Here is a 26,007-nt window from a genome sequence, read left to right as displayed (position 1 = left end):
GACTCGCAACGCAATCGCTACACAGCGAAACATGAGAGACACCAGTAGGGAACGGGAGCGCAGAAAACTGTCAACTGACAGGAATACAGCCCCCAGGCCCCCAGGAGAATCAATGACGATCGCGGCATCCAAGCCCAGCGACGACAACGACCTCGCCGAGTTCGGCTACGAGCAGCAACTGCACCGCTCGCTCGGCAAGTTCGCGTCGTTCGCGGCGGGCTTCTCGTTCGTCTCCATCCTGACCACGATCTTCCAGTTGTTCGGACTCGGCTTCAGCTTTGCCGGACCGGCATTCTTCTGGACGTGGCCCTGTGTGTTCCTGGGCCAGTTCATGGTGGCGCTGAGCTTCGCCGAACTTGCTGCGCGGTATCCGATCTCAGGCGCCATCTACCAGTGGTCCCGGCGGATGGGCGGCGAGATCATCGGGTGGTTTGCCGGATGGTTCATGATCATCGCGCAGATCGTTACCGCCGCTGCGGCGGCGATCGCCCTGCAGGTGGTGTTGCCAAACGTGTGGAGCGGATTCCAGATCGTCGGCGAGGACAGCTCGCTGACGTCCTCGAGTGGCGCGACCAACGCCGTACTGCTCGGTTCGGTGCTGTTGGTGCTCACGACCACGATCAACTGTGTTGGTGTGAACTGGATGTCGCGTATCAACAACATCGGCGTGACCTGCGAGATCATCGGTGTTATCGCGGTGATCGGCATGTTCTTCACCCACGCCCAGCGTGGCCCGCAGGTGGTATTCGACACCGGCGCCGCAGGCAGCGAGCCCGGCTACATCTGGGCCTGGATCGTCTCGGGATTGATGGCCGCGTACGTCATGGTCGGCTTCGGCTCGGCAGGCGAGCTCGCCGAGGAGACCCGAAATCCGCGTCGCGTCGCACCGCGCACCATTCGGTTGGCACTGTCGGTGTCTGCTCTTGGTGGTGGCCTGATGATCGTCGGCGCGCTGATGGCAGCGCCGAGCCTCACCGACGGTCGGCTCGCAACCGAAGGCCTGCCGTACGTGCTCGGCGCAATCCTGAGCTCCCCGTGGGGCACCCTGCTGCTGATCGACGTCGCTATCGCGGTATTCGTGTGCACCCTCGCAATTCAGACCGCCGCGTCCCGGTTGATGTTCTCCATGGCCCGCGACGGCCGCCTGCCCGCATCGAAGACCCTCTCGAAGGTCAACGCCCGCACCGGAACTCCCATCGCGCCATCCGTCCTGATCGGTATCGCTTGCATCCTGGTGCTCGCGGTCAACGTCGGGAACTCGGCAATCTTCACGACACTGTCGAGTGTGTGCATCGTGCTGATCTACCTCGCCTACCTGATGGTCACCGTTCCGCTGCTGCGTCGACGGCTGCAAGGCTGGCCGCACGGAGATGTCCAGTACGACTCCGAAGGCCGAAAGCTGTTCTCACTGGGCATCTTCGGAGTCCCGGTCAACATCGCGGCGGTGCTGTACGGAGCCGCAATGGTGATCAACCTGTCCTGGCCGCGCGCCGAAATCTTCAACCCGTCCGGTGACATGCCGATCCTGCAATGGGCCGCCCCGATCACCGTGATTGCCGTCGTCCTGGTTGGCGCTCTCTGCTACCCGCGCGGCAAAACCGTTCCGAACCCCGTCACGATTGGAGCTTCGAAGTGACCACGACCGACACAGCCACCGACACCACAGCAGCCGCCCGCGAGCACGCCCGCTCGCAGGCCGGTGCGATCACCGACTCGATGCCCGTCCTTCCCGCCTCCGATTGGCCCACGCCTCCGGCCGGTATCGACGCTGACCGGCTCACCTGGGCGGAGACCGTGCCCGGCGGCCGCTACACCTCGAAGGTGCTGGCCCGCGGCACGCGGCTCCGATTGCGTGACATCGCCGGCAGTGCCTGCGCGAACCTGCTGCTCTACCGGGCTGACGCTCCGCACGAGCGGCTCAACATCGCCGATACCGTCAAGGTTCCGTGGCAGGCGTACCTGAGGGTGGGGCATCCGCTGCTCTCCGACCAGGGACGGGTGCTGGCCACCGTTGTGGCCGATACCTCCGGTCACCACGACGCGTTCTGCGGAACCACTTCACTGGCTACGAACACAGCCAAGTACGGCGAAGGATCCGTCCATTCGGGTGCGCCCGCGGGCCGGGAACTGCTGACACTCGCTGCGGCCAAACATGGTCTGACCGCGCGTGATCTGCCGCCGGTGCTGTCCCTATTCCACGGAGTGCGCGTCGAGTCCGACGGCGGACTCACCAGCACCGGAAATGCCGGCGCCGGAACGGAGTTGGAGCTGCTGATTCATCTCCCGGTGATCGTGCTGATCGCCAATACCGCACACCCGCTTGACCCGGCCACCACGTTCGGCACCACATCCCTCGAGGTAGTGGCATGGACGGCACCCGAGGATCTGGAGGCTCTGCCGAACAACGATCCCGAGTACCGCCGCGCAGTCCTCAACACCGAGGACGCCTGGAACGCCGCCAAGCCCGTCAATGAAGCACAGCCCGTCAATGCAGCACAGCTCGGAAGGGACGCCAAATGACCACCGCCGTAGACACTCCCGCTCTTGTCCCCGGAGCCGTGATCCTCGATGACACTGTCGGCGCCCGCGGACCCTGGTCCGCGATCGTGCGGGCCGGTGACGTCCTGACCATCGTCGACCTGCACGGCAATCAAGCCGTCGACTCCCTCCTCTATGCTGCCGATGATCACGCTGTTCGGTACTCGGCCGCCGCAACTGTTGCAGCTCAGCGCAATCTGTTTCTCACTACAGGGTCCGTGCTTCGCGCCGACGATGGAACAGCTTTGATGACGCTTGTCGGTGACGAGGTCGGCAACCATGACACCGTCGGTGGCGCGTGCTCGCAGGAGTCGAACACCCTGCGCTACGGCCACCACACCAAGCATCAGCACGCGTGTGTCGAGAACTTCCTGATCGAGGGAGCCAAGTGGGGCCTTGGTAAACGAGACTTGGTCTCCAACATCAATTTCTTCATGAACGTTCCGGTCGACGCGGACGGCACACTCGGCATTGTCGACGGGCTCTCCGCGCCGGGTAAGCGCCTCGCCCTGCGCGCTGAGATCGACACGCTTGTACTCGTATCGAACTGCCCGCAGATCAACAACCCCTGCAACGGTTTCGACCCCACAGAGGTACGGATGATCGTGACCCGTCCGGAGGAAGAGCGATGACCGAGATCACCGTTCAGCGCCCCGGTATGTTGAGCACCGTCCAGGACTGGCCAGGCCGCGTCGGCTACTGGCAGATCGGTGTTCCCCCGTCAGGCCCGATGGACGACCTGTCTTTCAGGCTCGGCAACGAAGCACTCGGGAACGAACCGGGAGCCGCCGGGCTCGAATGCACGATGGCCGGACCAGCACTGCGATTCGCCGAGGCCACCGTCGTGTGTGTCACGGGCGCACCTGTCATTGTCCGAGTGAACGGACTGCAGGTCCGGGCCTGGGCGCCGGTGCAGGTTCCCGCCGGCGGTGTCCTCGACGTCGGGGCGACAACAGGTCCGGGACTACGGATCTACGTGCTGGTCCGCGGCGGGATCGACGTGCCCGACTACCTGGGCAGTGGAGCGACGTTCACTCTCGGCAAGTTCGGCGGTCACGAGGGGCGGACGCTACGCGAGGGTGACGTGTTGAGCTGCGGAGCGGGGCAATGCAACCCCGATGCCGCCCAACCAGTTCCGATGGAACACGTACCGGTGATCGGTGGCCGCTGGGAGATCGCCGTTACCGAGGGTCCACACGGCGCACCGGAGTTCTTCACCCGCAACGATATCGACACGCTGTACGCCACCGACTACGAGGTGCACTTCAACTCCGATCGCACGGGCGTCCGGTTGATCGGTCCGCAGCCTGACTGGGCGCGCAACGACGGCGGCGAGGCCGGACTACACCCCTCGAACATTCACGACAACGCCTATTCGGTTGGCGCACTGGACTTCACCGGTGACACCCCCATCCTGCTCGGGCCGGACGGTCCGAGTCTCGGTGGATTTGTCTGCCCGGTCACCGTCGTATCCGCGGAACGGTGGAAGCTCGGCCAACTGAGCCCCGGCGATACGGTTCGATTTGTGCCGATCCGCGCCGATCGCGCCGCATCGAAAGGTCAACTGGGCCTGAGTCGGCGCGCGAGCCTGCCGGCAGTGTTCAGCGACGGCGGCGACGGGGACGACGGAGTGATCGCCCGCCGCGACGGCAAGACTGCGGTGACGTATCGCCGCTCGGGCGACGACAACGTTCTTGTCGAATACGGGGACATGACGCTCGACCTCGCGCTCCGGGCGCGGGCGCACGCGCTGCATCAGCGACTCGAGGCAGAGAAGCCGGCTGGGCTACTCGATCTCACCCCCGGCATCCGGTCGCTGCAGGTGCGCGTCGACCCTGATGTGCTTCCGGTGTCGAAGCTGATGGGTTTGCTCGCCGAAGCTGAGGAACAGATCCCGGATTCGTCCGAACTCGTGGTCCCCAGCCGATCGGTGCGGATGCCCTTGTCCTGGGACGACCCGTCCACCCGCGAGGCGATCAAGCGCTACATGCACGGTGTTCGTGCCGATGCGCCGTGGTGCCCGTGGAACATCGAGTTCATTCGGCGCATGAACGGGCTGGATTCGGTCGCTGACGTCTTCGACACGGTCTTCGACGCCGAGTACCTCGTCCTCGGACTGGGCGACGTCTATCTCGGTGCGCCGGTTGCCACTCCGCTCGACCCGCGACACAGGTTGGTCACCACCAAGTACAACCCGGCACGTACCTGGACGCCGGAGAACGCGGTCGGTATCGGCGGAGCGTACCTGTGCATTTACGGCATGGAGGGGCCGGGCGGCTACCAGTTCGTGGGACGCACCACCCAGGTGTGGAATCACCGTTATCCCGAGAAGTCCGGACCGTTCGAGGACGGTACGCCCTGGTTGCTACGGTTCTTCGACCGGATCTCCTGGTATCCCGTCGAGCCGGACGAGTTGCTCGAACTGCGCGCCGAGACGGCGGCAGGTGGGCCCGGCGGCGTGCAGATCACCGACGGCAGTTTCTCCCTCGCCGAACACGAGCAGTTCCTGACCGACAATGCGGACTCCATTTCGGCATTCCGTGCAACCCAGGCAGTCGCGTTCGGCGCCGAGCGGGACGCCTGGTCAGCTGCGGGTGAGTTTGCCCGCACCACAACAACAGTCAAGGAGGTAGCCGCGTGAGCGCGACCGAGCGGGTATCGGCGGCATATCGGTCGATCGAGCGCGTCGACCGGCCGGAGATCTGGATACACCTGCGCCCCGAGGTCGACGCGATGGCCGAGGCCGCGCGCGTCGATGCCTCCACCGCTGACCTGCCGCTACGAGGTCTGGTGCTCGCAGTCAAGGACAACGTCGACGTGGCAGGCTTACCCACCACCGCCGGATGTCCCGAGTTCGCCTACACACCCGCGGTCGACGCGGCCGCCGTTTCGGCTCTGCGGGCGGCGGGCGCAGTAGTGCTGGGTAAGACGAACCTCGACCAGTTCGCCACCGGACTGGTCGGCACGCGCAGCCCCCACGGCGCTGTACGCGACTCGCGTCGGCCGGAGTACATCTCGGGTGGCTCGAGTTCTGGATCCGCGGTAGCTGTTGCGCTCGGGCTGGTCGACATCGCGATCGGTACCGACACCGCAGGGTCCGGCCGTGTTCCAGCAGGTCTGCAGGGCATTGTCGGCATCAAGCCGACCGTCGGGGTCGTCTCGACCGAGGGAGTGGTCCCGGCGTGCAGTTCCTACGATTGCGTGACCATTTTCGCCGCGGATCTGGCCGGCGCCGAGTCTGCGATGGCCGTGATGGCATCAGGCGCACCGGGCCGCCAGTGGCCGAGCGACGTCCGGTTGGCCGCGCCGCCGCGGCCACGCGTCGCAGTTCCAGCTGTGTTGACCGGACTCGACGAGCAGTGGGCGGCAGCGTTCGGAGCAGCTGTCGAACAGCTGCGGGCTGCGGGTGCCGAGGTAGTCGAGATTGACCTGACGCTTTTCCTCGACGCCGCGAAGCTGCTGTACGACGGTGCGCTTGTCGCTGAAAGATATGCGGCGGTAGGCGAATTCGTCGACGCGCACGCCGATGCGGTGGACCCGACGGTACGTTCGATCATTGCGCCGGCCGGAGTCATACCGGCACATCGACTACTCGCGGACCGGGAATTGTTGGCGCAGTTGCGGAACCGGGCGATGAAGGAGCTCGACGGACTCGATGCCCTCATGGTGCCGACGGCCCCGGAACATCCGACGATCGCCGACGTTGCGGGCGATCCGATCGGCGTGAACTCCCGTATGGGCACGTACACCAACTTCTGCAATCTCTTCGACCTGTCAGCTGTCGCGGTTCCTGCCGGTAGGGCAGGCGATGCGCATTTCGGTGTGACGGTGCTGGCGCGTGCGTTCGAGGACGGCGTCGCTGCTGACATCGCGGCGATGGTGAATGGCGACCAGGCAACCGGATGGACTTCAGCGCCCGCGGACACGGTCGAGCTGGCAGTATTCGGCGCTCACCTGCGCGGTCAGCCGCTCGAGCATCAGCTGACCGGACTCGGTGCCCGCTGGTGTGGGCCGGCTGCCACCGCTCCGCGCTACCGACTCAGTGCGCTGGACACCGCGCCACCTAAACCAGGATTGATCCGGGTGAGAGAGGGCGGCGTGTCGATTGTGGGGGAGCGCTGGCAACTCACTCCCGCCGCGCTCGGCACATTTCTCGCGGCACTGCCGACGCCGATGATGCTCGGATCGGTCGAATTCGACGACGGCAGTTGGGGAACCGGGTTCGGCTGTGACCAGGAGGCAGCGTCCACGGGCAAAGACATCAGCGAGTACGGAGGCTGGCAGGCTGCGCTGTCGGCCGGGGCGGTGGGCTGACCTGGCTAGTGGTGCGTTTCGATTGCGCTCAGCTCTGGTTGTGATCGAATTTCACGGCGCGGCCGGTAATTTCGGATGCGGTGATCTCGACAACGTTGTACTTGGGCGTCGGAATCCAGGACCGCAACCCCAATTCGTCGATCTTGGCGGTTTCGGTGAACGACGTGATGACATGCGCGGTTCCGCGTACTACGACGCTCCATCCCTGTTCTGGGCCAACGTGATCGGCTTCGAACAGAACGCGATCGTTGATGGTCAGTTCGACGAGTTTGGCTCCCTCCGCGGTGCGGAAGTAGATGTGGTTGTCATCGACCACGTAATTGACCGGAAAAATGTCCACGTGTCCGGAAGCTCCGACCACAATCCGGCCCAATGTGGCTTGGCTCAGCAGCTTCCAGCTTTCTTCGGCTGCGAGTACGGCGACTGGTGAGTTCGAGGAGAGATCGTTGGCGGTCATGTCTTATTTTCTCACGCGAGAGGGGACTAATCGGGCGAGTTGGACGAAGATCACTAGTCAGCGGGTCGGTGTTGGCGCCGCGGGTACCGCCGCGGGGTCACCGCCGGGTACGCCGCCCCCGCCGTAGAAGGTGGGAATGATGCCCTTGGCCAGAACCAGCGCCGATCCCTCACCGCTCGGTACCGTCGCCAGGTTGGTGGCGATCACAATGGTGAGGTCGGTGTTCGGGTCGTGGGCCATGAATGACATGAATCCGGGAATCTGGCCGTCGTGGCCGATCAGGGCAGGTCCGAAGCGTGCGATGCCCAAACCGTAGCCGGCGGCCGAGGGATTGCTCGGATCAGTGGGTTGAATGCTGTCGAGGCGAATCTTCTGCATGTCGTCATTCAGCAACCCGCCGCCGACAAGGGCTTTGACGTAGGTAGCCAGATCTCCGACCGTCGAAATTGCGCCGCCCGCCGTCCACGTCCAGGACGGGTTGGCATCGGTCTCGTTGTTCGGCTTCAAGGTGCCGGCCAGCGCTGCGCTCAGTTCTGGTTCAGGGAGGGCGAAGGTGTCGATCGTGGAGACATTGGTGCCGAAGGAATAGCCCTGTGGATGGGGGTCGGGGATCGAGGAATCGGTTGCGTCCGGCAAGGAGGTGTGTGTCAACCCGAGGGGTTCGTAGATGCGCTCCTGGAATGCTTGTGCCGCAGTCATATCGGTGAGTTTTTCGATGAGCAGGCCGAGCAACACGATGTTGGTATTGCTGTACTCGAACTTCTCGCCCGGAGCAAAATCGACGGGGTGGGAGAACGCGATGGCCAGCAATTCCTCCGGTGTCCACGCCTTCTGCGGGTCGTTGTCGAGCGTCGCGTTGAATTGTGGGTCGAAGGAATAGCTGTACAGCCCACTGTGCATGTCGGATAGCTGCGCAATGGTGATCGTGTCGCCGTTGGGCACCCCGTCGATGTACTTACCGATGGGATCGTCCAGGCTGAGTTTTCCTTCCTGCACCAACTGGAGAATGACCGTCGACGTCATGGTCTTGGTATTGCTTCCGACGCGGAAATAGTCGTTCAGTGACATCGGTTTGTCCTCGCCGATGACCTGTGTGCCGAATGTCGCGGTCCAGTCGCCTTGTGTCGGTGACGAGATCAGCACCACTGCGCCGGGAATGACGTTGTCTTTCATCAGTTTCTCGATGGTCGGCTGCAAGGTTGCCGCGTACGCCGGTGCCGGGGCATTGTTTGACGACGTGACCAGAGTCTGCGACACGTCAGTGGAATCGCTCTCCTCCGGCGAGGTGCCACACCCGGTCAGGGCGACGAGACTCATCGTCAAAGCGATGGCTGCTGTTGTGCTGTGACGGCGCATGGGTTCTCCCGGTCTGCGATCGCGAATTCAGCTTAATTTGAATCGTAAAGAACTACCCGGCCCGTTTTGGGTGTTTCGCGTGTCTGCTGTGGTTGAATTCGCTGAATTTGTCCACCGTCAGGCATTGTGTGACTCTCGGTGAGAATTGAGCAGATGCGGAGAACGGGAGTAGCGATGGCGACGATCGAAGAAATTCTGGAACTGGAACGCCTCGAACGCGACATTTTCCGAGGGATAATTGCGGAGACCACGCTGCCCCGAACATTCGGTGGGCAAGTGGCAGGTCAGGCACTTGTCTCGGCCGTGCGTACCGTTGATCCGGAATTCTTAGTTCATTCCCTGCACGGATATTTTCTCCGACCCGGAAACCCGAAGGAGCCCACTGTCTTTCTGGTCGACCGCGTGCGCGACGGCAGATCTTTTGCCACACGACGGGTGACAGGAATCCAAGACGGGCAGGCGATCTTCACGATGTCGGCGTCGTTCCACGTTCAAGACGAGGGCATCGAGCACCAGGACGAGATGCCGCCTGTGCCCGACCCTGAGACGCTGGGCCTGGCCACCGACTCCGACGACGGCGAGACCGCGTGGCTGGCTCGCGAATGGGCAGACTGGGACCTACGGCTCGTCCCACAAGCTGATATCAGCAAGCGTCCAGGCGCCGCGGCTCAGCAGCAAGTGTGGTTCCGCTCGCGGGAGGCACTACCGGATGACCCGGTCTTCCACGTGTGCGCCCTCGCGTACATGAGCGACATGACCTTGCTGGGATCCTCTCGTATCCCGCACAAGGACACACCAATGCAGGCCGCATCGCTCGATCACGCAATGTGGTTCCTGCGCCCGTTTCGGGCGGACGAGTGGTTGTTGTACGACCAGACCTCGCCGTCGGCCGGGTTCGGTCGCGCCCTGACTCAGGGACGGATTTTCGACCGGCGCGGAAACATGGTCGCCGCGGTGGTTCAGGAAGGTTTGACGCGTCACCTTCGTACTCAGTAGACGCGAACGGCAGGTCGAGCGGGGTGGTCGTAACGCACGTCCAGATCGATCCGGTCGGTCACACCACCCTGATGCTCGAGTAGCGGGTCGACGGTCCACAGCTGTGCAGGCGGTGTGTGCCGCCGGATCGCCGCCTCGGACATGTTCAATCGGACGGTGACGTCGAAGTCGAGACCGCGGCCAAGCAGCATCGGTCCGGCGACAATGATCACCGTTCGCTCGTGAACGGTTCGGCGGGATGAGCGTGCCGACCGGTCTGCTGTCTCGTCCCACAGTTGGGGAAGCCACGTACGACGCGCCCGCGCCGCCGTCACGACTTCACGGTCCAGAGCGTCGTAGTCGAACCACATCGTTCGATAGCTCAGCGGATCTTCGTGCCCGAACTCGAGCCGCAACGACGCCGGCCGCACGTAGTCGTGAAGAGAGACAACAGCACTCGGACGTTGCCGCGCCTGCGCGGCAACACCGATCAACTCGGCTAGTTCGACCGGCCGAGCGCAATCAGCACCGTCCAGCGCCACCACCGCAACTGTCGGGTGTGATTCACACAGCGATACAACCTGTTCGGCCAGTGCCTGCGGGGTCGAGGGGATGAAGGCGTTCACACCACCATGGTGCCGTGTGCGGGCGGCGAACCGATAATGTGAACCCGTTGCCCGCCGGCGCTGTCGGCCTCTACTCTGCCGGAGGACACATGATTGGTATCGAGGAGATCCTCGAGCTCGAAACGCTGGAAAAGGATATTTTCAGAGGGGCAGTTCACCCCACTGTCATGCAGCGCACCTTCGGTGGACAGGTAGCCGGCCAGTCTCTGGTATCCGCAGTCAGCACCGTTGACGAGCGCTTCCACGTGCATTCGTTGCACGGATATTTTCTGCGGCCGGGTAATCCCAAGATTCCCACGGTGTATCTCGTGGACCGGATCCGTGACGGGCGCTCGTTCTGTACACGCCGGGTGAACGCCGTCCAGGACGGGAAGACGATCTTCTCGATGTCGGCGTCGTTCCACGTCGAAGACCAGGGCATCGAGCATCAGGACCGGATGCCGAATGTCCCGATGCCGGAGGAACTGCCGGACCCGTTGACCATTCCCGATTTTGCCGGAACACCGCTTCACGAGGAGTGGCGGAACTGGGATCTGCGAATCGTGCCTGCAGACGTTGCGAACTCGGCACCGGATATGCCTGCGCAGCAGCGGGTTTGGATCCGTTACCGCAACACCTTGCCGGATCGCCCACTTCTGCACATCTGCACCTTGGCCTATCTGAGTGACATGACGCTGCTCAACACCTCGAATGTGCCGCACAAGGACGTGAAGACGCAGAATGCCTCACTCGATCATGCGATGTGGTTCCTGCGTCCGTTCCGGGCCGACGAATGGTTGATGTACGACCAGACGTCGCCGTCGGCCGGGTTCGGGCGAGCGCTGACGCAGGGGCGCATTTACGATCGAAGCGGCAATATGGTGGCAGCGGTAGTCCAGGAAGGCTTGTCGCGGATCGAACGCGAGCCCTCGGTTAGTGAAGACCCCTCGGGTAGTGAAGACAAGGTAGGAACACAGGCATGACTCGTCCGTTGATCGGCGTACTCGCACTCCAGGGTGACGTGCGGGAGCACCTTGCTGCCTTGGCGGATTCGGGGGCGGACGCCGTGGGTGTGCGCCGTCCCGAGGAACTCGACAAGGTTGACGGCATCGTGATTCCCGGCGGTGAATCGACAACGATGAGCCGGCTTCTGCAGGTTTTCGAACTGCTCGAACCGCTTCGCGAACGGCTTCGCGGTGGACTGCCTGCCTACGGTTCGTGCGCCGGCATGATCTTGCTGGCCAGCGAGGTGCTCGACACCCGGCCCGATGCCGAGCACCTCAATGCTATTGATATGACCGTGCGCCGCAACGCTTTCGGACGTCAGGTCGATTCGTTCGAATCGGACCTCGAATTCGAGGGCATTGTCGGAGATCCTGTCCGGGCCGTGTTCATTCGCGCGCCGTGGGTGGAACGGGTAGGCCCGGGCGTCGAGGTTCTTGCCCAGGTGCCGGCGGCAGCAGGCGAAGCTGCCGGCCGGATCGTGGCTGTTCGGCAAGGTTCGGTGATTGCGACGTCGTTCCATCCGGAGGTGACGGGGGACCGTCGTGTGCACGAGCTCTTCGTCGACCTGGTTCGGGGCTAGATTTCGCGAGCGCCAGCCTGTTGGACGAGTGAATTGAGGAGTCGGACACCATCTTCCGGGTGGTCGACGGTGACGGCGAAAACGCGCCCGGTCTCGAGCGTGAGCACGATTGCCTCGCCGGAGCGCAGTGTCACCGCCGTGCCGCGTGGAGTGATGCGATAGCCGTATCCACCCCACTCAAGCGGCCGGATGGCGTCGGCCGACGCGGACTTCACTCTCGAGATGGCAATCTTCTTCCACCGGATGCCCCACGAGCTGATGCTCAGTCCGGAATTATCCACGCGGACCGTGACGGACGCGAAAGCTGCTGTCATGACGGTGGCGGCGAGCAGGATGACAGCTACCCACCAGTCGGAATATGCGGCGGTGCCGACCGTGAGTGCTGTCAGACCGGCGGAGAGGACCCACGGCCAGACGCTGTGTGCGCGGCCGATCCACGCTGCGCGTTCGGTGGCAGTGAGCGGTGTGTCCAGCGTCGGGGTGGGGAGCAGCGGTTCGACATTGGCTCCGCCCCGTGAGGTGAGCGCCCAAGCGGCGATTCCCGTCATTGCCGCAGCGATGGGAAGAGCTATCCACCACCCGATACGTGCGTTCTCCGGGGCGCCGGCGTCGAGGGTCAAGGCAACGCTGAGGATCCAGATCGTCGCTGACGTCGCGGCTGCGGTGGCTGTGACGGACAACAGCAGGGGAGCGGAGTCGCCCGCACGAATCGCCGTGACCGCGGCAACGACGGAGGCGATCAACGACACTGCCAGTGTGATGGCGAAGAACGTTGTGGTTGTGGCGAATCCGTCCGGCGTCGATCCGGACCAGTGACTGGCGACAGTGTGCGGAAGCTGATCGCCCCACAGTAGGCGTGCCACGATCAACACCGCCGTGGGGATGAAGGTCAACGAGGCTGCGGTCCAGAGCCGGACCTTGCTGGTCGTCATTGTGTGCTGGTCTCCTTGATGAGGTCGAGCATGTGGGCTGTGTCGAGACCCAGATTGCGGGCCTGGCGGACAAACTCTCGTGCTGATTCGTGGAGAGCTGTTGCGCCGGAATCGAACTCGGCGCGGATGACGGCGCCGCGCCCGCGTCGTAGATCGATGAGGCCCTCGTCGCGCAGCGCCGCGTACGCACGCAGAACGGTGTGCAGATTGACGTCAACCGACTCGGCGAGTGCGCGAGCGGACGGAAGTCGATCGCCGGGGCCGACCTCGCCGCGGATGACGGCCCCGCGCACTCCGGCCGCAATCTGATCGGCGAGTGGCGTCGCCGAGGCGTGATCGATGCGAATCAACATGTTTGCATTCTATGCAAACAATCTCGTGTTTGACGAATTAGTGTGCGGGGGATGCAGCATGTGGCGACGTGGGACGGGTAACATCGTCAGAGCTGAAAGAAGCGCATTCGGCGTGCGCAACACAGCAGGAAAGGGGCTTGAATCGCATGAGCGGCCACTCAAAATGGGCCACCACCAAGCACAAGAAGGCTGTGATCGACGCACGTCGTGGCAAATCCTTCGCGAAGCTGATCAAGAACATCGAGGTGGCGGCACGAACCGGCGGTGGCGATCCCACGGGCAACCCCACGTTGTTCGATGCCATTCAGAAGGCTAAGAAGACGTCTGTCCCCAACGACAACATCGAGCGTGCGCGCAAGCGCGGCGCAGGTGAAGAAGCTGGCGGCGCGGACTGGCAGACCATCATGTACGAGGGCTACGGGCCCAACGGTGTTGCTGTGCTGATCGAGTGCCTGACCGACAACCGCAACCGCGCAGCTGGTGAAGTTCGTACCGCGATGACGCGCAACGGCGGCAACCTTGCCGATCCGGGTTCGGTCTCATACCTGTTCGCTCGCAAGGGCGTCGTGACGCTCGAGAAGAACGGGCAGTCCGAGGACGACGTGTTGATGGCAGTTCTCGATGCCGGCGCAGAAGAGGTCACCGATCTCGGCGAGACCTTCGAAATCGTCTGTGAGCCACAAGATCTTGTCGCGGTTCGCAGTGCTCTGCAGGAAGCCGAGATCGACTACGACTCCGCCGAAGCCGATTTCCGTGCATCCGTAGAGGTTCCGCTGGACGTCGACGGCGCCCGCAAGATCTTCAAGCTCGTCGACGCGCTCGAGGATTCCGACGACGTGCAGAACGTCTACACGAATATCGATCTGTCCGACGAGGTGCTTGCAGCACTCGACGCCGACTAGGTCGACGCTGAACTAGTTCGACGCAGCCATGCTCAACCCGGCCGTGACGGTAATCGTCGCGGCCGGGTTGCGTGTTGATGTCGGCAGTTCGCCCGTACACCGCTAAGCTATCGAACAGCTGTTCGGTGTGGAGAGGTGTGACAAAAGTGCGCGTGCTCGGAGTGGACCCTGGCTTGACCCGTTGCGGGTTGGGTGTGGTCGATGGGAGTAACGGCAGAGTTGTGCGTCCCATTGCCGTCGACGTGGTGCGCACGCCTGCTGACATGGACCTCGGACCTCGCCTGCTCCGAATCTCGGATGCGGCGGAACTGTGGATCGAGCAGTACAAACCTGACGTCGTTGCCATCGAGCGGGTATTCGCGCAACACAACGTCAGTACGGCAATGGGGACGGCGCAAGCCGGTGGTGTTGTTGCGGTTGCGGCCACGCGCCGTGGCATTCCCGTGTTCTTTCACACGCCCAGCGAGGTGAAAGCGGCTGTCACCGGGAGCGGAACTGCAGACAAGGCGCAGGTCACCGCGATGGTGACTCGAATCCTCAATCTCAAAACCGCTCCGAAACCCGCCGACGCGGCGGACGCACTCGCGCTGGCGATCTGCCACTGTTGGCGGGCACCTATGATCGAACGAATGGCGCGCGCCGAGGCAATGGCTGCGGAACAGATGCGTAAGTATCAGGCAAAATTGGCCGAGACCACGAAGAAGGCAGGTTCACGATGATCGCGTCGGTTCGCGGCGAGGTACTCGACATAGCTCTCGATCATGCGGTTATCGAGGCTGCGGGTGTCGGTTACCGCGTCAACGCAACGCCGGTGACGCTGGGTGCGTTGCACCGGGGGAGCGAGGCGAGGCTTTTCACCACGATGATCGTGCGTGAGGATTCGATGACGCTCTACGGTTTCTCCGATCTCGAGTCCAAGGATCTGTTCAGCCTTCTCCAGACGGTGTCGGGCGTCGGCCCTCGCCTGGCGATGGCCACGCTGGCGGTACTCGAGCCGGATGCGCTGCGGCGAGCGCTCTCGGAGGGCAATCTCACCGCGTTGACGAGAGTGCCTGGCATCGGAAAACGTGGTGCCGAACGCATGGTTGTGGAACTGCGAGACAAGGTCGACGCAGTACCGACGACCGCCGGGGTGTCGGGGGCAGTCGCAGCAAATGCGATCCGTGATCAGATTGTCGAGGCCTTGGAAGGGCTCGGGTTCCCGCTCAAGCAAGCCGAACAAGCCACGGATTCCGTGCTCGCGGAAACACCCGGCGCAACTACGTCCGTCGCACTTCGATCCGCTCTCTCCCTGCTCGGTAAAACTCGATGAATTTCGACCCGATCGACGACTTCGACGACGAATCCCAGGTCAGCGCCGAATTGGTGGCGGGGGACGGTGAGGTCGAGGCAAGTCTCCGGCCCAAGAGCCTGGACGATTTCATCGGTCAACCGCGCGTGCGCGAGCAATTGCAACTGGTACTCACCGGGGCAAAGATGCGCGGCGGAACACCCGACCACATTCTGATGTCCGGTCCGCCCGGACTCGGCAAGACGTCGATGGCGATGATCATCGCGGGTGAGCTGGGTTCTTCACTGCGGTTGACGTCAGGCCCGGCTCTCGAGCGGGCCGGTGATCTTGCGGCGATGTTGAGCAATCTGGTGGAGGGTGACGTTCTCTTCATCGACGAGATTCATCGGATCGCCCGTCCCGCCGAGGAAATGCTGTACCTCGCGATGGAGGACTTCCGAGTCGACGTCGTGGTCGGCAAGGGTCCAGGTGCTACGTCGATTCCGCTGGAAGTTGCGCCCTTCACCCTCGTAGGGGCGACCACCCGATCCGGCGCCCTTACCGGTCCGCTGCGAGATCGGTTCGGGTTCACCGCGCACATGGATTTCTACGAACCCGATGAGCTGCAACAGATTCTGATGCGATCGGCGGGCATCCTCGGCGTGAATCTCGAAGTTGATGCCAGTGCCGAAATTGCTCGACGCTCGCGAGGGACGCCGCGTATCGCCAACCGGTTGCTGCGGCGAGTGCGAGATTTTGCCGAAGTGAGGGCAGATGGGATCGTGACGATGGAGGTCGCCCGCGCCGCTCTCGCCGTTTACGACGTCGACCAACTCGGACTGGATCGTCTCGACAGATCTGTGTTGAGTGCGCTCGTGCGTTCATTCGGCGGCGGCCCGGTGGGAGTGTCCACCTTGGCGGTTGCGGTCGGTGAGGAACCGTCGACTGTCGAAGAGGTGTGCGAGCCGTTCCTGGTTCGCGCCGGCATGATCGCCAGGACCCCGCGCGGTCGTGTTGCCACTGCTGCAGCCTGGAAACAGCTCGGCATGACGCCGCCACCGGACGCCGCTGCGGGTGGTATCGAGGTTCGCGCAAGGGAGCCACAAGCGTCGTTGTTCGACCCGGACGCGGAGTGATTTCGCGTTGTCGGAGCCTCCCGTTAGTGGCGAACTGTCGGGTTTCCTAAGGAACTAGTGGCACACTGGTGTCTTGCGTAGGTCCATCCGGGGCCCGCGTGGCGAAAAACATGCTACAAAACCGAGGTTGATCAACACATGTCGAGTTTGCTTTTCCCCCTCCTGATCCTCGCACTGCTGGTGCCGATGTTCCTGGGCATGCGCAAGCAGAAGAAGGCCATGGCCGCGACTTCCGAGATGCAGGATTCGTTGCAGGTGGGCGACCGTGTGCAGACCACGGCCGGCCTGTACGCGACCATCACGTCGTTGGACGACGACACCGTGGAACTGGAGATTGCGCCCGGCGTCGTCACCACCTGGTCGCGTCTGGTTATCCGCGAGCGTGTCAGTGATGTCGTCGAGGATTACAGTGACGACGAAGACGCGTCTTCCGAGTTCGAAGAATCGGCGACTGACACCGAAATCCGACTCACCAAGGATTCCTGAACGCAGTCACGTCGTGACCCTGCTCTAGAGTTACTGTGTAGTTAACGCATCGCCGCACGTTCGAACGGCGCAACTCGAGCGGTCGTGGACCGCTCACGTCCGGCACCTAATGAGGAGACTTAAAGATCGTGGCACCTTCCACCGGAACGGTGCATCCAGCCCGCTACCTGGCCCTGTTCGGGGTCCTGGTCGTGGCGCTGTATGCGCTGGTGTTCTTTACTGGCGATAAATCGGCCACACCGAAGCTCGGTATCGACTTGCAGGGTGGAACGCGTGTCACGCTGACCGCGCGCACGCCGGACGGCAGCGCGCCCAGTCAGGACAGTCTGAAGCAGGCTCAGGAAATCATCGAGACCCGTGTCAACGGGCTCGGCGTATCCGGGTCCGAGGTTGTCATCGACGGTGACAATCTGGTCATCACGGTGCCAGGCGACGACAGCGCGCAGGCGCGGTCGTTGGGTCAGACGGCTCGTTTGTACATCCGTCCGGTTACCGGATCGATCGATGTAGCTACCCGCGACGCCAATCGAATGGCTGTTACTCCCGGCGCCGAAACACCGGCGGCGGAAACACCGGCAGCAGAGGCGCCCGCAACGGAGGCACCGGCCACACAGGCTCCGCAGAACCGCCCGTTCCCAGCGCAAGAACCGGCAACCAGCGAACCCGCTCCCACATCGGAAGCAGCGCCAACAACAGAGCCGGCGGCACCGGCCGCTCCGAGTGACTCCGCCGACGCCAGTGACGCCGCCGCAGCCGAGATCGCCGCTGCGCGAGCGCTGCGTCAGAGCACCGATCCCACGGTTCAAGAGCAGGCCGTCGCCAATCTCGATTGCTCCGTGGCCGATCCGCTGCGTGGTAACGACGATCCGACGCTTCCGCTCGTCGCGTGCTCTCAGGACGGTGCGTACATCTACCTTCTGGGCCCGTCGATCATCGACGGCCAGGAAATCGCGGACGCGTCGTCGGTGTTCAATTCACAGCAGTCACGTCATGAGATCAGCCTGTCGTTCAAGACCACAGGTAGTAACACCTGGGCACAGTTCACCTCGGCAAACATCGGCAAGCAGGCAGCCTTCGTCCTCGACTCGAAGGTTGTCAGTGCGCCCACGATTCAGGGCGCAACGCCCGCCGGTAGCGCCACCTCGATCACCGGTAGCTTTACCGCGGAAAGCGCCAAGGAACTGGCGAACACCCTGAAGTACGGTTCGCTGCCGCTGTCGTTCGCAGCCTCGGAAGCCGAGACTGTATCGGCGACACTCGGACTGGCATCGTTGGAAGCAGCGTTGATCGCGGGTGCGGTGGGCCTCGTTCTCGTACTCGTGTACTGCCTCGTCTATTACCGAATGCTTGGCGTGCTGACGGCGCTGTCCCTCGTCCTCTCGGGTGTCATGGTGTACGCCATCATGGTGCTGCTGGGCAGGTACATCGGGTTTACCCTCGACCTCGCCGGCATGGCAGGTCTGATCATCGGTATCGGTATGACTGCCGACTCGTTTGTCGTGTTCTTCGAACGCATCAAGGACGAGATGCGTGAGGGCCGCAGTTTCCGTTCCGCAGTACCCCGTGGTTGGGCCCGTGCCCGCCGCACCATCCTCTCGGGTAACGCGGTGAGCTTCATCGCAGCCGCCGTTCTGTACGCACTGGCGGTGGGCCAGGTGCGCGGATTTGCGTTCACCCTCGGCTTGACCACCATCCTCGACGTCGTCGTGGTCTTCCTCGTGACGTGGCCTCTGGTTCATCTGGCTTCCCGTTCGGCGTTCTGGTCCAAGCCCAGCGTCAACGGATTGGGAGCAGTCCAAGAGGTAGCCCGCGAACGTAAGGTTGCCGCCGCTGCGTCGGCTAAGGAGACACGAGCATGAGTGAGTCCAACAACAACTCTGCCGGAGATTCCTCGGCGGACCGGGAAGCACGTTCCGTAACAGCCGATTCCGGGGTCGACCAGGCGTCGATGCCGAAACACAGTCTGCTGTCGCGTCTGTACACCGGTACCGGCGCATTCGAGGTAGTCGGCAAGCGTCGGTTCTACTACGGCCTGACCGGCGCACTCGTGGCAATCGCACTGCTGGCAATGTTGATCCGCGGTTTCACGTTCGGTATCGACTTCGAGGGCGGATCGCGCATCCAGTTCCCGGCCGGAGACGGCGTCGAGACGTCGCAGGTCGAAACCGTCTACTCCGAAGCTCTCGGTTTCGAACCGGAGAGTGTTCAGACGGTGGGTTCGGGTTCGAGTGCCACAGTGCAGATTCGGTCGGAAACGCTCGATGCGCAGCAGATCGTGACGCTCCAGAATGCACTCTTCGACGAATTCCAGCCCGAGGACAGAAACGGTAATCCGTCCCGCGATGCCATCAGCTTTGCCGATGTGAGCGAGACGTGGGGTGGTCAGATCACCAAGAAGGCTCTGCTCGCGCTGATCGTCTTCCTGGTCATCGTAAGTATCTATATCGCGGTTCGGTTCGAACGAGACATGGCGATAGCCGCGATCATCGCGTTGTTCTTCGACATCATCGTGACCGCGGGTATCTACGCGCTCGTCGGATTCGAAGTCACACCTGCGACGGTGATCGGTCTGCTCACCATTCTCGGTTTCTCGCTGTACGACACCGTCGTCGTGTTCGACAAGGTGGAGGAGAATACGAGAGGCATCCTGCATCTGACGCGTCGCACGTACGGTGAACAGGCGAACCTCGCCGTCAACCAGACGCTCATGCGTTCGATCAACACAACCGTCATCAGTGTGTTGCCCGTGATCGCCCTGATGGTGGTCGCGGTGTGGATGCTCGGCGTCGGAACCCTCAAGGACCTGGCCCTCGTCCAGTTGGTCGGCATCGTCGTTGGCGCCTACTCGTCGATCTTCTTTGCGACCCCGCTCCTCGTGTCGATGAAGGAACGATGGGGACCTGTGGCCGTTCACACCCGCAAGGTTCTCGCTCGCCGGGCTACGCTTGCCGAAAAGGGTCTCGGTGCCAAGACCGCAGAGTCTGTCGGTGCCGGAGCATCGGTAACGCAACGTGCCGCAGTTGCTCCCGCGCCTGGCGCTCGGCCGACCGGAAAGCGGAAAAAGAAGGCTCACTGATCATGCTCCAAGCGAGGCGAGCAGTAGTTCGCTCACTGTCGTTTGTTGCTGCCACCGCGGTGGTCACAGGTTCGTTGGCGGCCTGCTCGGAGGACGACACCGAGCAGGCTCCGTCCATCGGATACGCAATCGACAACACGATCACCACGTACAACGGCAACACGACGGCCGGGGCCGTCTCGGGAACGATGGCGGCGCTCAGTCGGGTGCTGCCTGGCTTCACCTTCACCGGGCCGGTCGGCGCTCCGGTATCGGACACAGACATCGGTACCGCGGCGCAGTTGCCGGGTGAGGCGCTGACGGTGTCGTACACGCTCAATCCCTCGTCCGTGTACTCCGATGGTGTTCCGCTGACCTGCGAGGACCTGGTTCTCACGTGGGCCGCATCGAGTGGCCGATTCACGAAAACCGTCGACGGCGCGGACGTGCCGATGTTCGATGTAGCCAACACGTTGGGGTACTCCGATATCGACCAGGTGCAGTGCCAGCCCGGTGCGAAAGACGCGACCGTCGTGTTCAAACCCGGCCGCGCGTTCACCGAGTGGCGTTCCCTGTTCGGGGCGACGGCACTGATGCCGTCGCACATCGCGATGCAACGCGCCGGCGTGCCAGACCTGGTGTCGGCCGTGAACTCGGATGACACCGAGGCACTGACGAAGATCGCCGAATTCTGGAACACCGGGTGGAACATGACGCCCGGTCAGTTGGATACGTCGGTATTGCCGTCCTCGGGCCCGTACCGAGTCGAGGACTACACCGAAGACGGAGGGCTGGTGCTGGTCGCCAACGAGCGGTGGTGGGGCAATGCACCGGCCACTGACCGCATCGTGGTGTGGCCCCGTGGAGTGGACCTCACCAAGGATGCTGTCGACCAATCGATCGAAGTGATCGACGTCGGTTCCGGTTCGGCCGGGGACCTCAGCGCGCTCTCCGGTTTCACCAGCGAGCAGATCCCGTCGAGGTCCATCGAGCAATTCATCTTGTCGACGTCGGGGGTTCTCGGCGACGAAGCAGCCCGGCGGGCATTCGGGCATTGTGTGCCTCGGTCGACGCTGTTCGATCAGTACGGAAGCACGCCCGACGCGCCGGCGGTCGGCGTCGGATCCGGAACGGTGGATTCGCGTCTCGTAGTCCCCGATTCGTTGGTGTACAGCGATGCCGCGGCGACCGACGGTAATCGATACAGCGCAGCGGACGTCGCAGCCACCAAGGTCTCGTTGTCCGAGGCCGGATTGGATGCGTTGACCGTGCGTGTCGGGTACCTGGCTCCGGATCCGGTGCGGTCCCAGATCGTGGCCGACGTGAAGGCGGCGTGCGAACCTGCCGGAGTCACGATCGAGGACGTCAGCTCCCCGGATTTCACACCGGACGCACTGCGCACGGGTGGCGTCGACGCGGTGCTGGCCGGAACCGCCGGTCAAGCGGGTGCAGCGGGCATGGCGGACATGATCGACGCGCGCGGCGCACTGCGGTCGGGTAACTCCTCGAATTTCGGTGGATACGGAAATGCGCGGGTCGATCAGATCATCGACCAGTTGGACACCGATCCTGCAATAGCTGCGCAATTGGGACTGTCGGTGGAGGCGGAGAACATCCTCTGGACGCAGGTGCCTACTATTCCTCTGTTCAATCAGGTGCGAACTGTTGCCGTCGCTCAAGGAATGAGTGCCGTGGTTGCCAATCCGACTCGATCGGCCAGTGGCTGGAACATGGACAGATGGGTATTGCGTAGATGACGATTTCGAATGAAATCAGTGTGGGTGGGACAAGGATGACGTCAGACGAATTGAAGGCAGTGCATCTGGCCGCGTCGGATGCCGTAGTCCGGTTGACACGGTGGGCCGACAATTTCCCAGGTCCGGGTGTGCGTTTTGCAGACCTGACGCCGGTGTTCGCGGACGCCGAAGGTTTCAGTGCTGTTCTCGACGGTTTGATTGCATGTGCACCCGATGTGGACACGATTGCGGCCGTCGACGCGCGTGGTTTCCTGCTCGGAGCCGGTGCTGCCGCTCGAATGGGCGCCGGTGTGGTTGCGGTGCGCAAGGTGGGCAAACTGCCGCCACCTGTTCTCTCACGTTCGTACAGCCTCGAATACGGGTCGTCGACGCTCGAGATTCCGGCAAACGGGTTCGATCTCACCGGACGGAATGTTCTGGTCATCGACGACGTTCTGGCTACCGGAGGGACATTGGAAGCAGCCGTGCAGTTGGTGGAACTGGCCGGCGCCACCGTCGTCGCGGTGGCCGTGGTGCTCGAGATCGAAGAACTCAGGGGCCGTGATCGGTTCGTAAAGTACCCGCTGACGTCCCTGGTCAAGGTCTGAGTACTAAAGTTGGCTCCTGGGGGTCTGGTAGACCTCCAGGGCAATTTCCCGTTACGGGGCGGTTGTCTAACCAACTCGGTGGTAGGAGGTGGCGACATGACGTCGAATCTTGATCGATCACAGAACTCGGGTGCAGTGTCGCAGGAATCGGGTACCAACCCGGCTCCGGATACGACACCATCGAAGTCCGGTGCTCCGGACGACAGTTCCGCTTCGTCGCAAACAGCAGGCAATCGGATCGGTCAGAGTGCAGCCGTACCGGCGTCGGCGTCTCGCCGCGTTCGAGCTCGCCTTGCTCGGCGCATCACGGGGCAGCGTAATGCCACCATCCGCCCGGTTCTCGAGCCGCTGGTCAGTTTGCATCGTGAGCTGTACCCGAAGGCCGATCTGGCGCTTCTCCAGCGCGCGTACGACGTCGCGGAGGAACGACACTCCAGTCAGCGTCGTAAGTCCGGCGATCCCTACATCACTCACCCGCTGGCTGTCGCGAGCATCCTCGCCGAGTTGGGGATGGACACCACCACACTGGTGGCCGCATTGCTTCACGATACGGTTGAGGACACCGGTTACTCGCTCGAAGAATTGACGCGCGATTTCGGCGACGAAGTTGCGCACTTGGTCGACGGCGTCACCAAACTCGACAAGGTTGTCCTGGGCACCGCCGCCGAGGGCGAGACCATCCGCAAGATGATCATCGCGATGGCGCGTGATCCCCGGGTGCTGGTCATCAAGGTTGCCGACCGCCTGCACAACATGCGGACCATGCGCTTCCTGCCGCCGGAGAAGCAGGCACGCAAGGCTCGCGAAACTCTCGAAGTTATTGCACCCCTTGCTCATCGGCTTGGAATGGCGACAGTCAAGTGGGAACTCGAAGACTTGTCGTTCGCGATCCTGCACCCCAAGAAGTACGACGAGATCGTGCGTCTGGTTGCCGATCGCGCGCCGTCGCGGGACACCTACCTGGCGAAGGTGCGGGCCGAGATCAACTCCACGCTGTCCGCGTCGCGGATCAATGCGGTGGTTGAAGGACGACCAAAGCACTACTGGTCGATCTATCAGAAGATGATCGTCAAGGGCCGCGACTTCGACGACATCCATGACCTTGTCGGCGTCCGCATTCTGTGTGACGAGGTCCGTGACTGTTACGCGGCAGTCGGTGTTGTGCATTCACTGTGGCAGCCGATGGCGGGGCGGTTCAAGGACTACATCGCACAGCCGCGGTACGGCGTGTATCAGTCGCTGCACACCACGGTCGTGGGTCCGGAGGGCAAGCCCCTCGAGGTCCAGATTCGTACGCAGGACATGCACCGGACGGCCGAGTTCGGTATCGCCGCGCACTGGCGGTACAAGGAGACCAAGGGCAAGCACGCCGGCGACATCGCCGAGGTCGACGACATGGCGTGGATGCGCCAGCTACTCGACTGGCAGCGTGAAGCGGCCGACCCGGGGGAGTTCCTCGAGTCGCTGCGCTACGACCTTGCCGTCAAGGAGATCTTCGTCTTCACCCCCAAGGGTGACGTGGTGACCTTGCCTGCAGGTTCGACGCCGGTCGACTTTGCCTATGCCGTGCACACCGAGGTGGGCCACCGCTGTATCGGTGCCCGCGTCAACGGACGTCTGGTCGCCCTCGAGCGCAAGCTCGACAACGGCGAGGTGGTGGAAGTCTTCACGTCGAAGGCGGCCACCGCAGGCCCCAGCCGTGACTGGCAGTCGTTTGTCGTCTCCCCGCGGGCCAAGGCAAAGATTCGTCAGTGGTTCGCGAAGGAACGACGCGAGGAAGCTCTCGAATCCGGTAAGGATCAAATCGCCAAGGAAGTACGACGCGTCGGACTTCCGTTGCAGCGCTTGATGAATGCCGAGTCGATGAGCACGATCGCGAACGAGCTTCGGTACCCGGACGTCTCGGCGTTGTACACCGCGGTGGGTGAGAGCCAGGTCAGTGCGCACCACGTCGTACAGCGTCTGGTGGCTCATCTCGGCGGCGTCGGCGCAGTCGAGGAGGAACTGGCCGAACGGTCGACACCGTCGAACATGCCGGTGCGTACTCGCAGTACCGGCGACTCCGGCATCCTGGTTCCCGGTGCTCCGGGCACGGTGGCAAAGCTTGCCAAGTGCTGCACACCGGTGCCTGGCGATTCCATTCTGGGCTTCGTCACGCGCGGCGGCGCGGTCAGTGTTCACCGCACGGATTGCACCAACGCCAATTCGCTGCACGACCAGTCCGAACGGATCATCGACGTCGAGTGGGCACCGTCCGCGTCGTCGGTGTTCCTGGTCGCGATCCAGATCGAGGCGCTCGATCGTCACCGCTTGCTTTCCGATGTGACCAAGGCGTTGGCAGACGAGAAGGTCAACATCTTGTCTGCGTCGGTCAACACGTCCGGTGATCGAGTTGCCATCAGCAAGTTCACCTTCGAGATGGGTGACCCGAAGCATCTGGGCCACGTTCTCAACGTGGTCCGCAATGTGGAAGGCGTGTACGACGTGTATCGAGTGACGTCGGCGTCGTAGTTCTCTCACGCCGACTGGCGCCGAGCAGATTCCCTGCTCGGCGCCAGTCGCTTACGTGCGCCTGGAAGGTCTTGCCGCTGCAGCGATTCCGGCGTGCCAGCCGGGAGCCCGCCCGCCGCGCGGTGGCTCGATTCCGGAAAGATCGACGCCGCATCGGGTCAAGACCCAGGCCACAACGGAATTCGAGTTCCACATGTCACCTACGCCGACGGCATCCCGTCCCCAGACGAAGGTGGGAACCGTTCGAATCTCGTCGAGGATCTGCTCGGCAACTGCCGAATCCGCCGATAGACGCAGCGGACTCTCGACAGCTTCCTCGATATCGTCGACCGTTCCGTTCCGCCAACAGTGCACTTCGTACCGGAAGTACTTCGATCTACCGGCCCAGTGCGCGCCGACCGGACCTTCCGCGACAACACCGCGATCGGGTTCCTTGTGCTGCCACACCGGAGTCATCTCGATCGAATAGACGTTGGGCGGCACTGTGATTCGCAGCGCGCAATGGTAAAGCGGCACCGGTGTTCGATGAGTGAACCAGGCGCTCAACCGTTCGTAGACAATGCCGTTGAAGCGCACCACATGTCCGCCGGCGCCGAGCGGAAGCCAGTACAGATCTACGGCGGTCACGTGTGTCCTTCGACCTTCACCGATCCGGGTGGGCTGCGAGGGTCGAGCAGATGCTGTCGGCCCAAGCGGCGATGTCGTCCGGCGATCGGAAATCGCCTTCGGTCGCTTTTGCCGCTCTGGTCGCAATGCGCTCGGTGAACGAGAGCACCGACGGATCGAGTTTGCCGCCGAACATGTGGTGCTCAACAGCCCACGGTGTGTTGATCCACTTGAGATTGTCGGCATTGTCACCAGGGGTGATCGGGCCGCTGGAGAACAACCACACCGGACGTTTCTGCAGGGCATCGAGATCGCGATCCACCAGACGGGTCGCATCCTTGAGCCATTTCCCGAGGTAGATCGCGCTGCCGAGAACGACGGCGTCATAGCCTTCGACTGTGTCGACGTCATGGGCTTTCATGACATCGACCTGAGGCTCGATATTCCGTGCCCGTAACCCCGAAGTGATCGCGCGGCCTAACTGCTCACCGATTTCGGCAGTCGATCCGTGCTTGCTCGCTGTTGCGATCAGAATCCTCATGCAGTGATGATCCCGCTTTGTCGGTGATACAAGACAGAAAA

At 62.9% G+C, this 26,007-nt stretch carries 25 protein-coding genes; 18 read left to right on the top strand and 7 right to left on the bottom strand.

Annotation, left to right across the window (positions count from 1 at the left end; all coding sequences use genetic code 11):
• Positions 1–112: 112 nt before the first annotated feature.
• The 5 genes from EEB13_RS17130 to atzF are packed head-to-tail and all read left to right on the top strand — an operon-like array spanning position 113 to position 6,852.
• Positions 113–1,636: an amino acid permease gene (locus tag EEB13_RS17130; RefSeq protein ID WP_141485899.1), complete on the top strand. Its 1,524-nt coding sequence runs from the start codon at positions 113–115 to the stop codon at positions 1,634–1,636.
• On the top strand, positions 1,633–2,520 hold the full coding sequence (locus EEB13_RS17125; RefSeq protein ID WP_261984577.1) for an urea amidolyase associated protein UAAP1: 888 nt from the start codon (positions 1,633–1,635) through the stop codon (positions 2,518–2,520). Before EEB13_RS17130 ends, EEB13_RS17125 begins: the two co-directional genes overlap by 4 nt.
• A complete protein-coding gene (locus EEB13_RS17120) occupies positions 2,517–3,170 on the top strand; it encodes an urea amidolyase associated protein UAAP2 (RefSeq protein WP_141485897.1) in 654 nt (217 codons plus the stop codon). The genes EEB13_RS17125 and EEB13_RS17120 overlap by 4 nt, the downstream gene beginning before the upstream one ends.
• Positions 3,167–5,179: a 5-oxoprolinase/urea amidolyase family protein gene (locus tag EEB13_RS17115; RefSeq protein ID WP_141485896.1), complete on the top strand. Its 2,013-nt coding sequence runs from the start codon at positions 3,167–3,169 to the stop codon at positions 5,177–5,179. Before EEB13_RS17120 ends, EEB13_RS17115 begins: the two co-directional genes overlap by 4 nt.
• Complete coding sequence (gene atzF / locus EEB13_RS17110) at positions 5,176–6,852, top strand: allophanate hydrolase (RefSeq protein ID WP_141485895.1); 1,677 nt, start codon at positions 5,176–5,178, stop codon at positions 6,850–6,852. The genes EEB13_RS17115 and atzF overlap by 4 nt, the downstream gene beginning before the upstream one ends.
• Positions 6,853–6,880: 28 nt before the next feature.
• Here atzF and EEB13_RS17105 read toward each other — a convergent pair whose 3' ends face one another.
• Complete coding sequence (locus EEB13_RS17105) at positions 6,881–7,309, bottom strand: pyridoxamine 5'-phosphate oxidase family protein (RefSeq protein WP_141485894.1); 429 nt, start codon at positions 7,307–7,309, stop codon at positions 6,881–6,883.
• A gap of 57 nt (positions 7,310–7,366) precedes the next feature.
• The gene (locus EEB13_RS17100; protein WP_141485893.1) at positions 7,367–8,665 is read right to left on the bottom strand and encodes a serine hydrolase domain-containing protein; all 1,299 of its coding nucleotides are present in this window, start codon (positions 8,663–8,665) and stop codon (positions 7,367–7,369) included.
• Between the two features lie 174 nt (positions 8,666–8,839).
• Here EEB13_RS17100 and EEB13_RS17095 point away from each other — a divergent pair, with 174 nt between their 5' ends.
• Positions 8,840–9,661, top strand: coding sequence for an acyl-CoA thioesterase (locus EEB13_RS17095; protein ID WP_033234679.1), 822 nt, complete (start codon positions 8,840–8,842; stop codon positions 9,659–9,661).
• Here the strand turns inward: EEB13_RS17095 and EEB13_RS17090 are convergent.
• Positions 9,655–10,266: a hypothetical protein gene (locus tag EEB13_RS17090; protein WP_261984576.1), complete on the bottom strand. Its 612-nt coding sequence runs from the start codon at positions 10,264–10,266 to the stop codon at positions 9,655–9,657. The two genes, EEB13_RS17095 and EEB13_RS17090, sit on opposite strands and share 7 nt — an antisense overlap.
• An 89-nt stretch (positions 10,267–10,355) precedes the next feature.
• On the opposite strand from EEB13_RS17090, the gene EEB13_RS17085 reads away from it, so the two are divergent.
• Both EEB13_RS17085 and pdxT read left to right on the top strand, forming a co-directional pair.
• Positions 10,356–11,228, top strand: coding sequence for an acyl-CoA thioesterase (locus EEB13_RS17085; RefSeq protein ID WP_033234959.1), 873 nt, complete (start codon positions 10,356–10,358; stop codon positions 11,226–11,228).
• Positions 11,225–11,830, top strand: coding sequence for a pyridoxal 5'-phosphate synthase glutaminase subunit PdxT (gene pdxT, locus EEB13_RS17080; RefSeq protein ID WP_033234677.1), 606 nt, complete (start codon positions 11,225–11,227; stop codon positions 11,828–11,830). Before EEB13_RS17085 ends, pdxT begins: the two co-directional genes overlap by 4 nt.
• Here the strand turns inward: pdxT and EEB13_RS17075 are convergent.
• Both EEB13_RS17075 and EEB13_RS17070 read right to left on the bottom strand, forming a co-directional pair.
• Entirely contained in the window at positions 11,827–12,762 is a 936-nt protein-coding gene (locus EEB13_RS17075; protein WP_141485892.1) for a hypothetical protein, read from the bottom strand. The two genes, pdxT and EEB13_RS17075, sit on opposite strands and share 4 nt — an antisense overlap.
• Complete coding sequence (locus EEB13_RS17070) at positions 12,759–13,115, bottom strand: GntR family transcriptional regulator (RefSeq protein WP_033234675.1); 357 nt, start codon at positions 13,113–13,115, stop codon at positions 12,759–12,761. Before EEB13_RS17070 ends, EEB13_RS17075 begins: the two co-directional genes overlap by 4 nt.
• Before the next feature lie 146 nt (positions 13,116–13,261).
• Between EEB13_RS17070 and EEB13_RS17065 the strand changes: the two genes are divergently transcribed.
• From EEB13_RS17065 to EEB13_RS17020, 10 genes are all read left to right on the top strand, one after another.
• Complete coding sequence (locus EEB13_RS17065; RefSeq protein ID WP_045067518.1) at positions 13,262–14,017, top strand: YebC/PmpR family DNA-binding transcriptional regulator; 756 nt, start codon at positions 13,262–13,264, stop codon at positions 14,015–14,017.
• A gap of 146 nt (positions 14,018–14,163) precedes the next feature.
• Positions 14,164–14,736, top strand: coding sequence for a crossover junction endodeoxyribonuclease RuvC (gene ruvC, locus EEB13_RS17060; RefSeq protein ID WP_033234673.1), 573 nt, complete (start codon positions 14,164–14,166; stop codon positions 14,734–14,736).
• The gene (gene ruvA / locus EEB13_RS17055) at positions 14,733–15,329 is read left to right on the top strand and encodes a Holliday junction branch migration protein RuvA (RefSeq protein ID WP_141485891.1); all 597 of its coding nucleotides are present in this window, start codon (positions 14,733–14,735) and stop codon (positions 15,327–15,329) included. Before ruvC ends, ruvA begins: the two co-directional genes overlap by 4 nt.
• On the top strand, positions 15,326–16,423 hold the full coding sequence (ruvB, locus tag EEB13_RS17050) for a Holliday junction branch migration DNA helicase RuvB (RefSeq protein ID WP_033234671.1): 1,098 nt from the start codon (positions 15,326–15,328) through the stop codon (positions 16,421–16,423). Before ruvA ends, ruvB begins: the two co-directional genes overlap by 4 nt.
• 138 nt (positions 16,424–16,561) lie before the next feature.
• A complete protein-coding gene (gene yajC, locus EEB13_RS17045; protein WP_045067521.1) occupies positions 16,562–16,909 on the top strand; it encodes a preprotein translocase subunit YajC in 348 nt (115 codons plus the stop codon).
• Positions 16,910–17,037: 128 nt separating this feature from the next.
• Positions 17,038–18,768 carry a protein translocase subunit SecD gene (secD, locus tag EEB13_RS17040; protein ID WP_141485890.1) on the top strand — a complete coding sequence of 577 codons (1,731 nt, stop codon included), beginning with the start codon at positions 17,038–17,040 and terminating at the stop codon, positions 18,766–18,768.
• Positions 18,765–19,985 (top strand): protein translocase subunit SecF, encoded by a 1,221-nt coding sequence (secF, locus tag EEB13_RS17035; RefSeq protein ID WP_033234668.1) that lies wholly within the window; start codon positions 18,765–18,767, stop codon positions 19,983–19,985. The genes secD and secF overlap by 4 nt, the downstream gene beginning before the upstream one ends.
• Before the next feature lie 2 nt (positions 19,986–19,987).
• Positions 19,988–21,721, top strand: coding sequence for an ABC transporter substrate-binding protein (locus EEB13_RS17030; protein ID WP_141485889.1), 1,734 nt, complete (start codon positions 19,988–19,990; stop codon positions 21,719–21,721).
• A 35-nt stretch (positions 21,722–21,756) separates the two neighbouring features.
• The gene (locus tag EEB13_RS17025) at positions 21,757–22,308 is read left to right on the top strand and encodes an adenine phosphoribosyltransferase (protein WP_045067526.1); all 552 of its coding nucleotides are present in this window, start codon (positions 21,757–21,759) and stop codon (positions 22,306–22,308) included.
• Between the two features lie 96 nt (positions 22,309–22,404).
• Positions 22,405–24,819 (top strand): RelA/SpoT family protein, encoded by a 2,415-nt coding sequence (locus EEB13_RS17020; protein WP_033234665.1) that lies wholly within the window; start codon positions 22,405–22,407, stop codon positions 24,817–24,819.
• A 51-nt stretch (positions 24,820–24,870) separates the two neighbouring features.
• On the opposite strand, the gene EEB13_RS17015 is transcribed toward EEB13_RS17020, so the two are convergent.
• Both EEB13_RS17015 and EEB13_RS17010 read right to left on the bottom strand, forming a co-directional pair.
• Positions 24,871–25,446: a hypothetical protein gene (locus tag EEB13_RS17015; protein ID WP_141485888.1), complete on the bottom strand. Its 576-nt coding sequence runs from the start codon at positions 25,444–25,446 to the stop codon at positions 24,871–24,873.
• Positions 25,447–25,462: 16 nt separating this feature from the next.
• Positions 25,463–25,966 (bottom strand): flavodoxin domain-containing protein, encoded by a 504-nt coding sequence (locus EEB13_RS17010; protein ID WP_092808190.1) that lies wholly within the window; start codon positions 25,964–25,966, stop codon positions 25,463–25,465.
• Between the last annotated feature and the right edge of the window lie 41 nt (positions 25,967–26,007).

This window comes from Rhodococcus sp. WS3, assembly GCF_003797085.1.
In the GTDB taxonomy this organism is placed as follows: domain Bacteria; phylum Actinomycetota; class Actinomycetes; order Mycobacteriales; family Mycobacteriaceae; genus Rhodococcus_F; species Rhodococcus_F globerula.
This window is presented reverse-complemented; position numbering and strand designations above follow the sequence as displayed.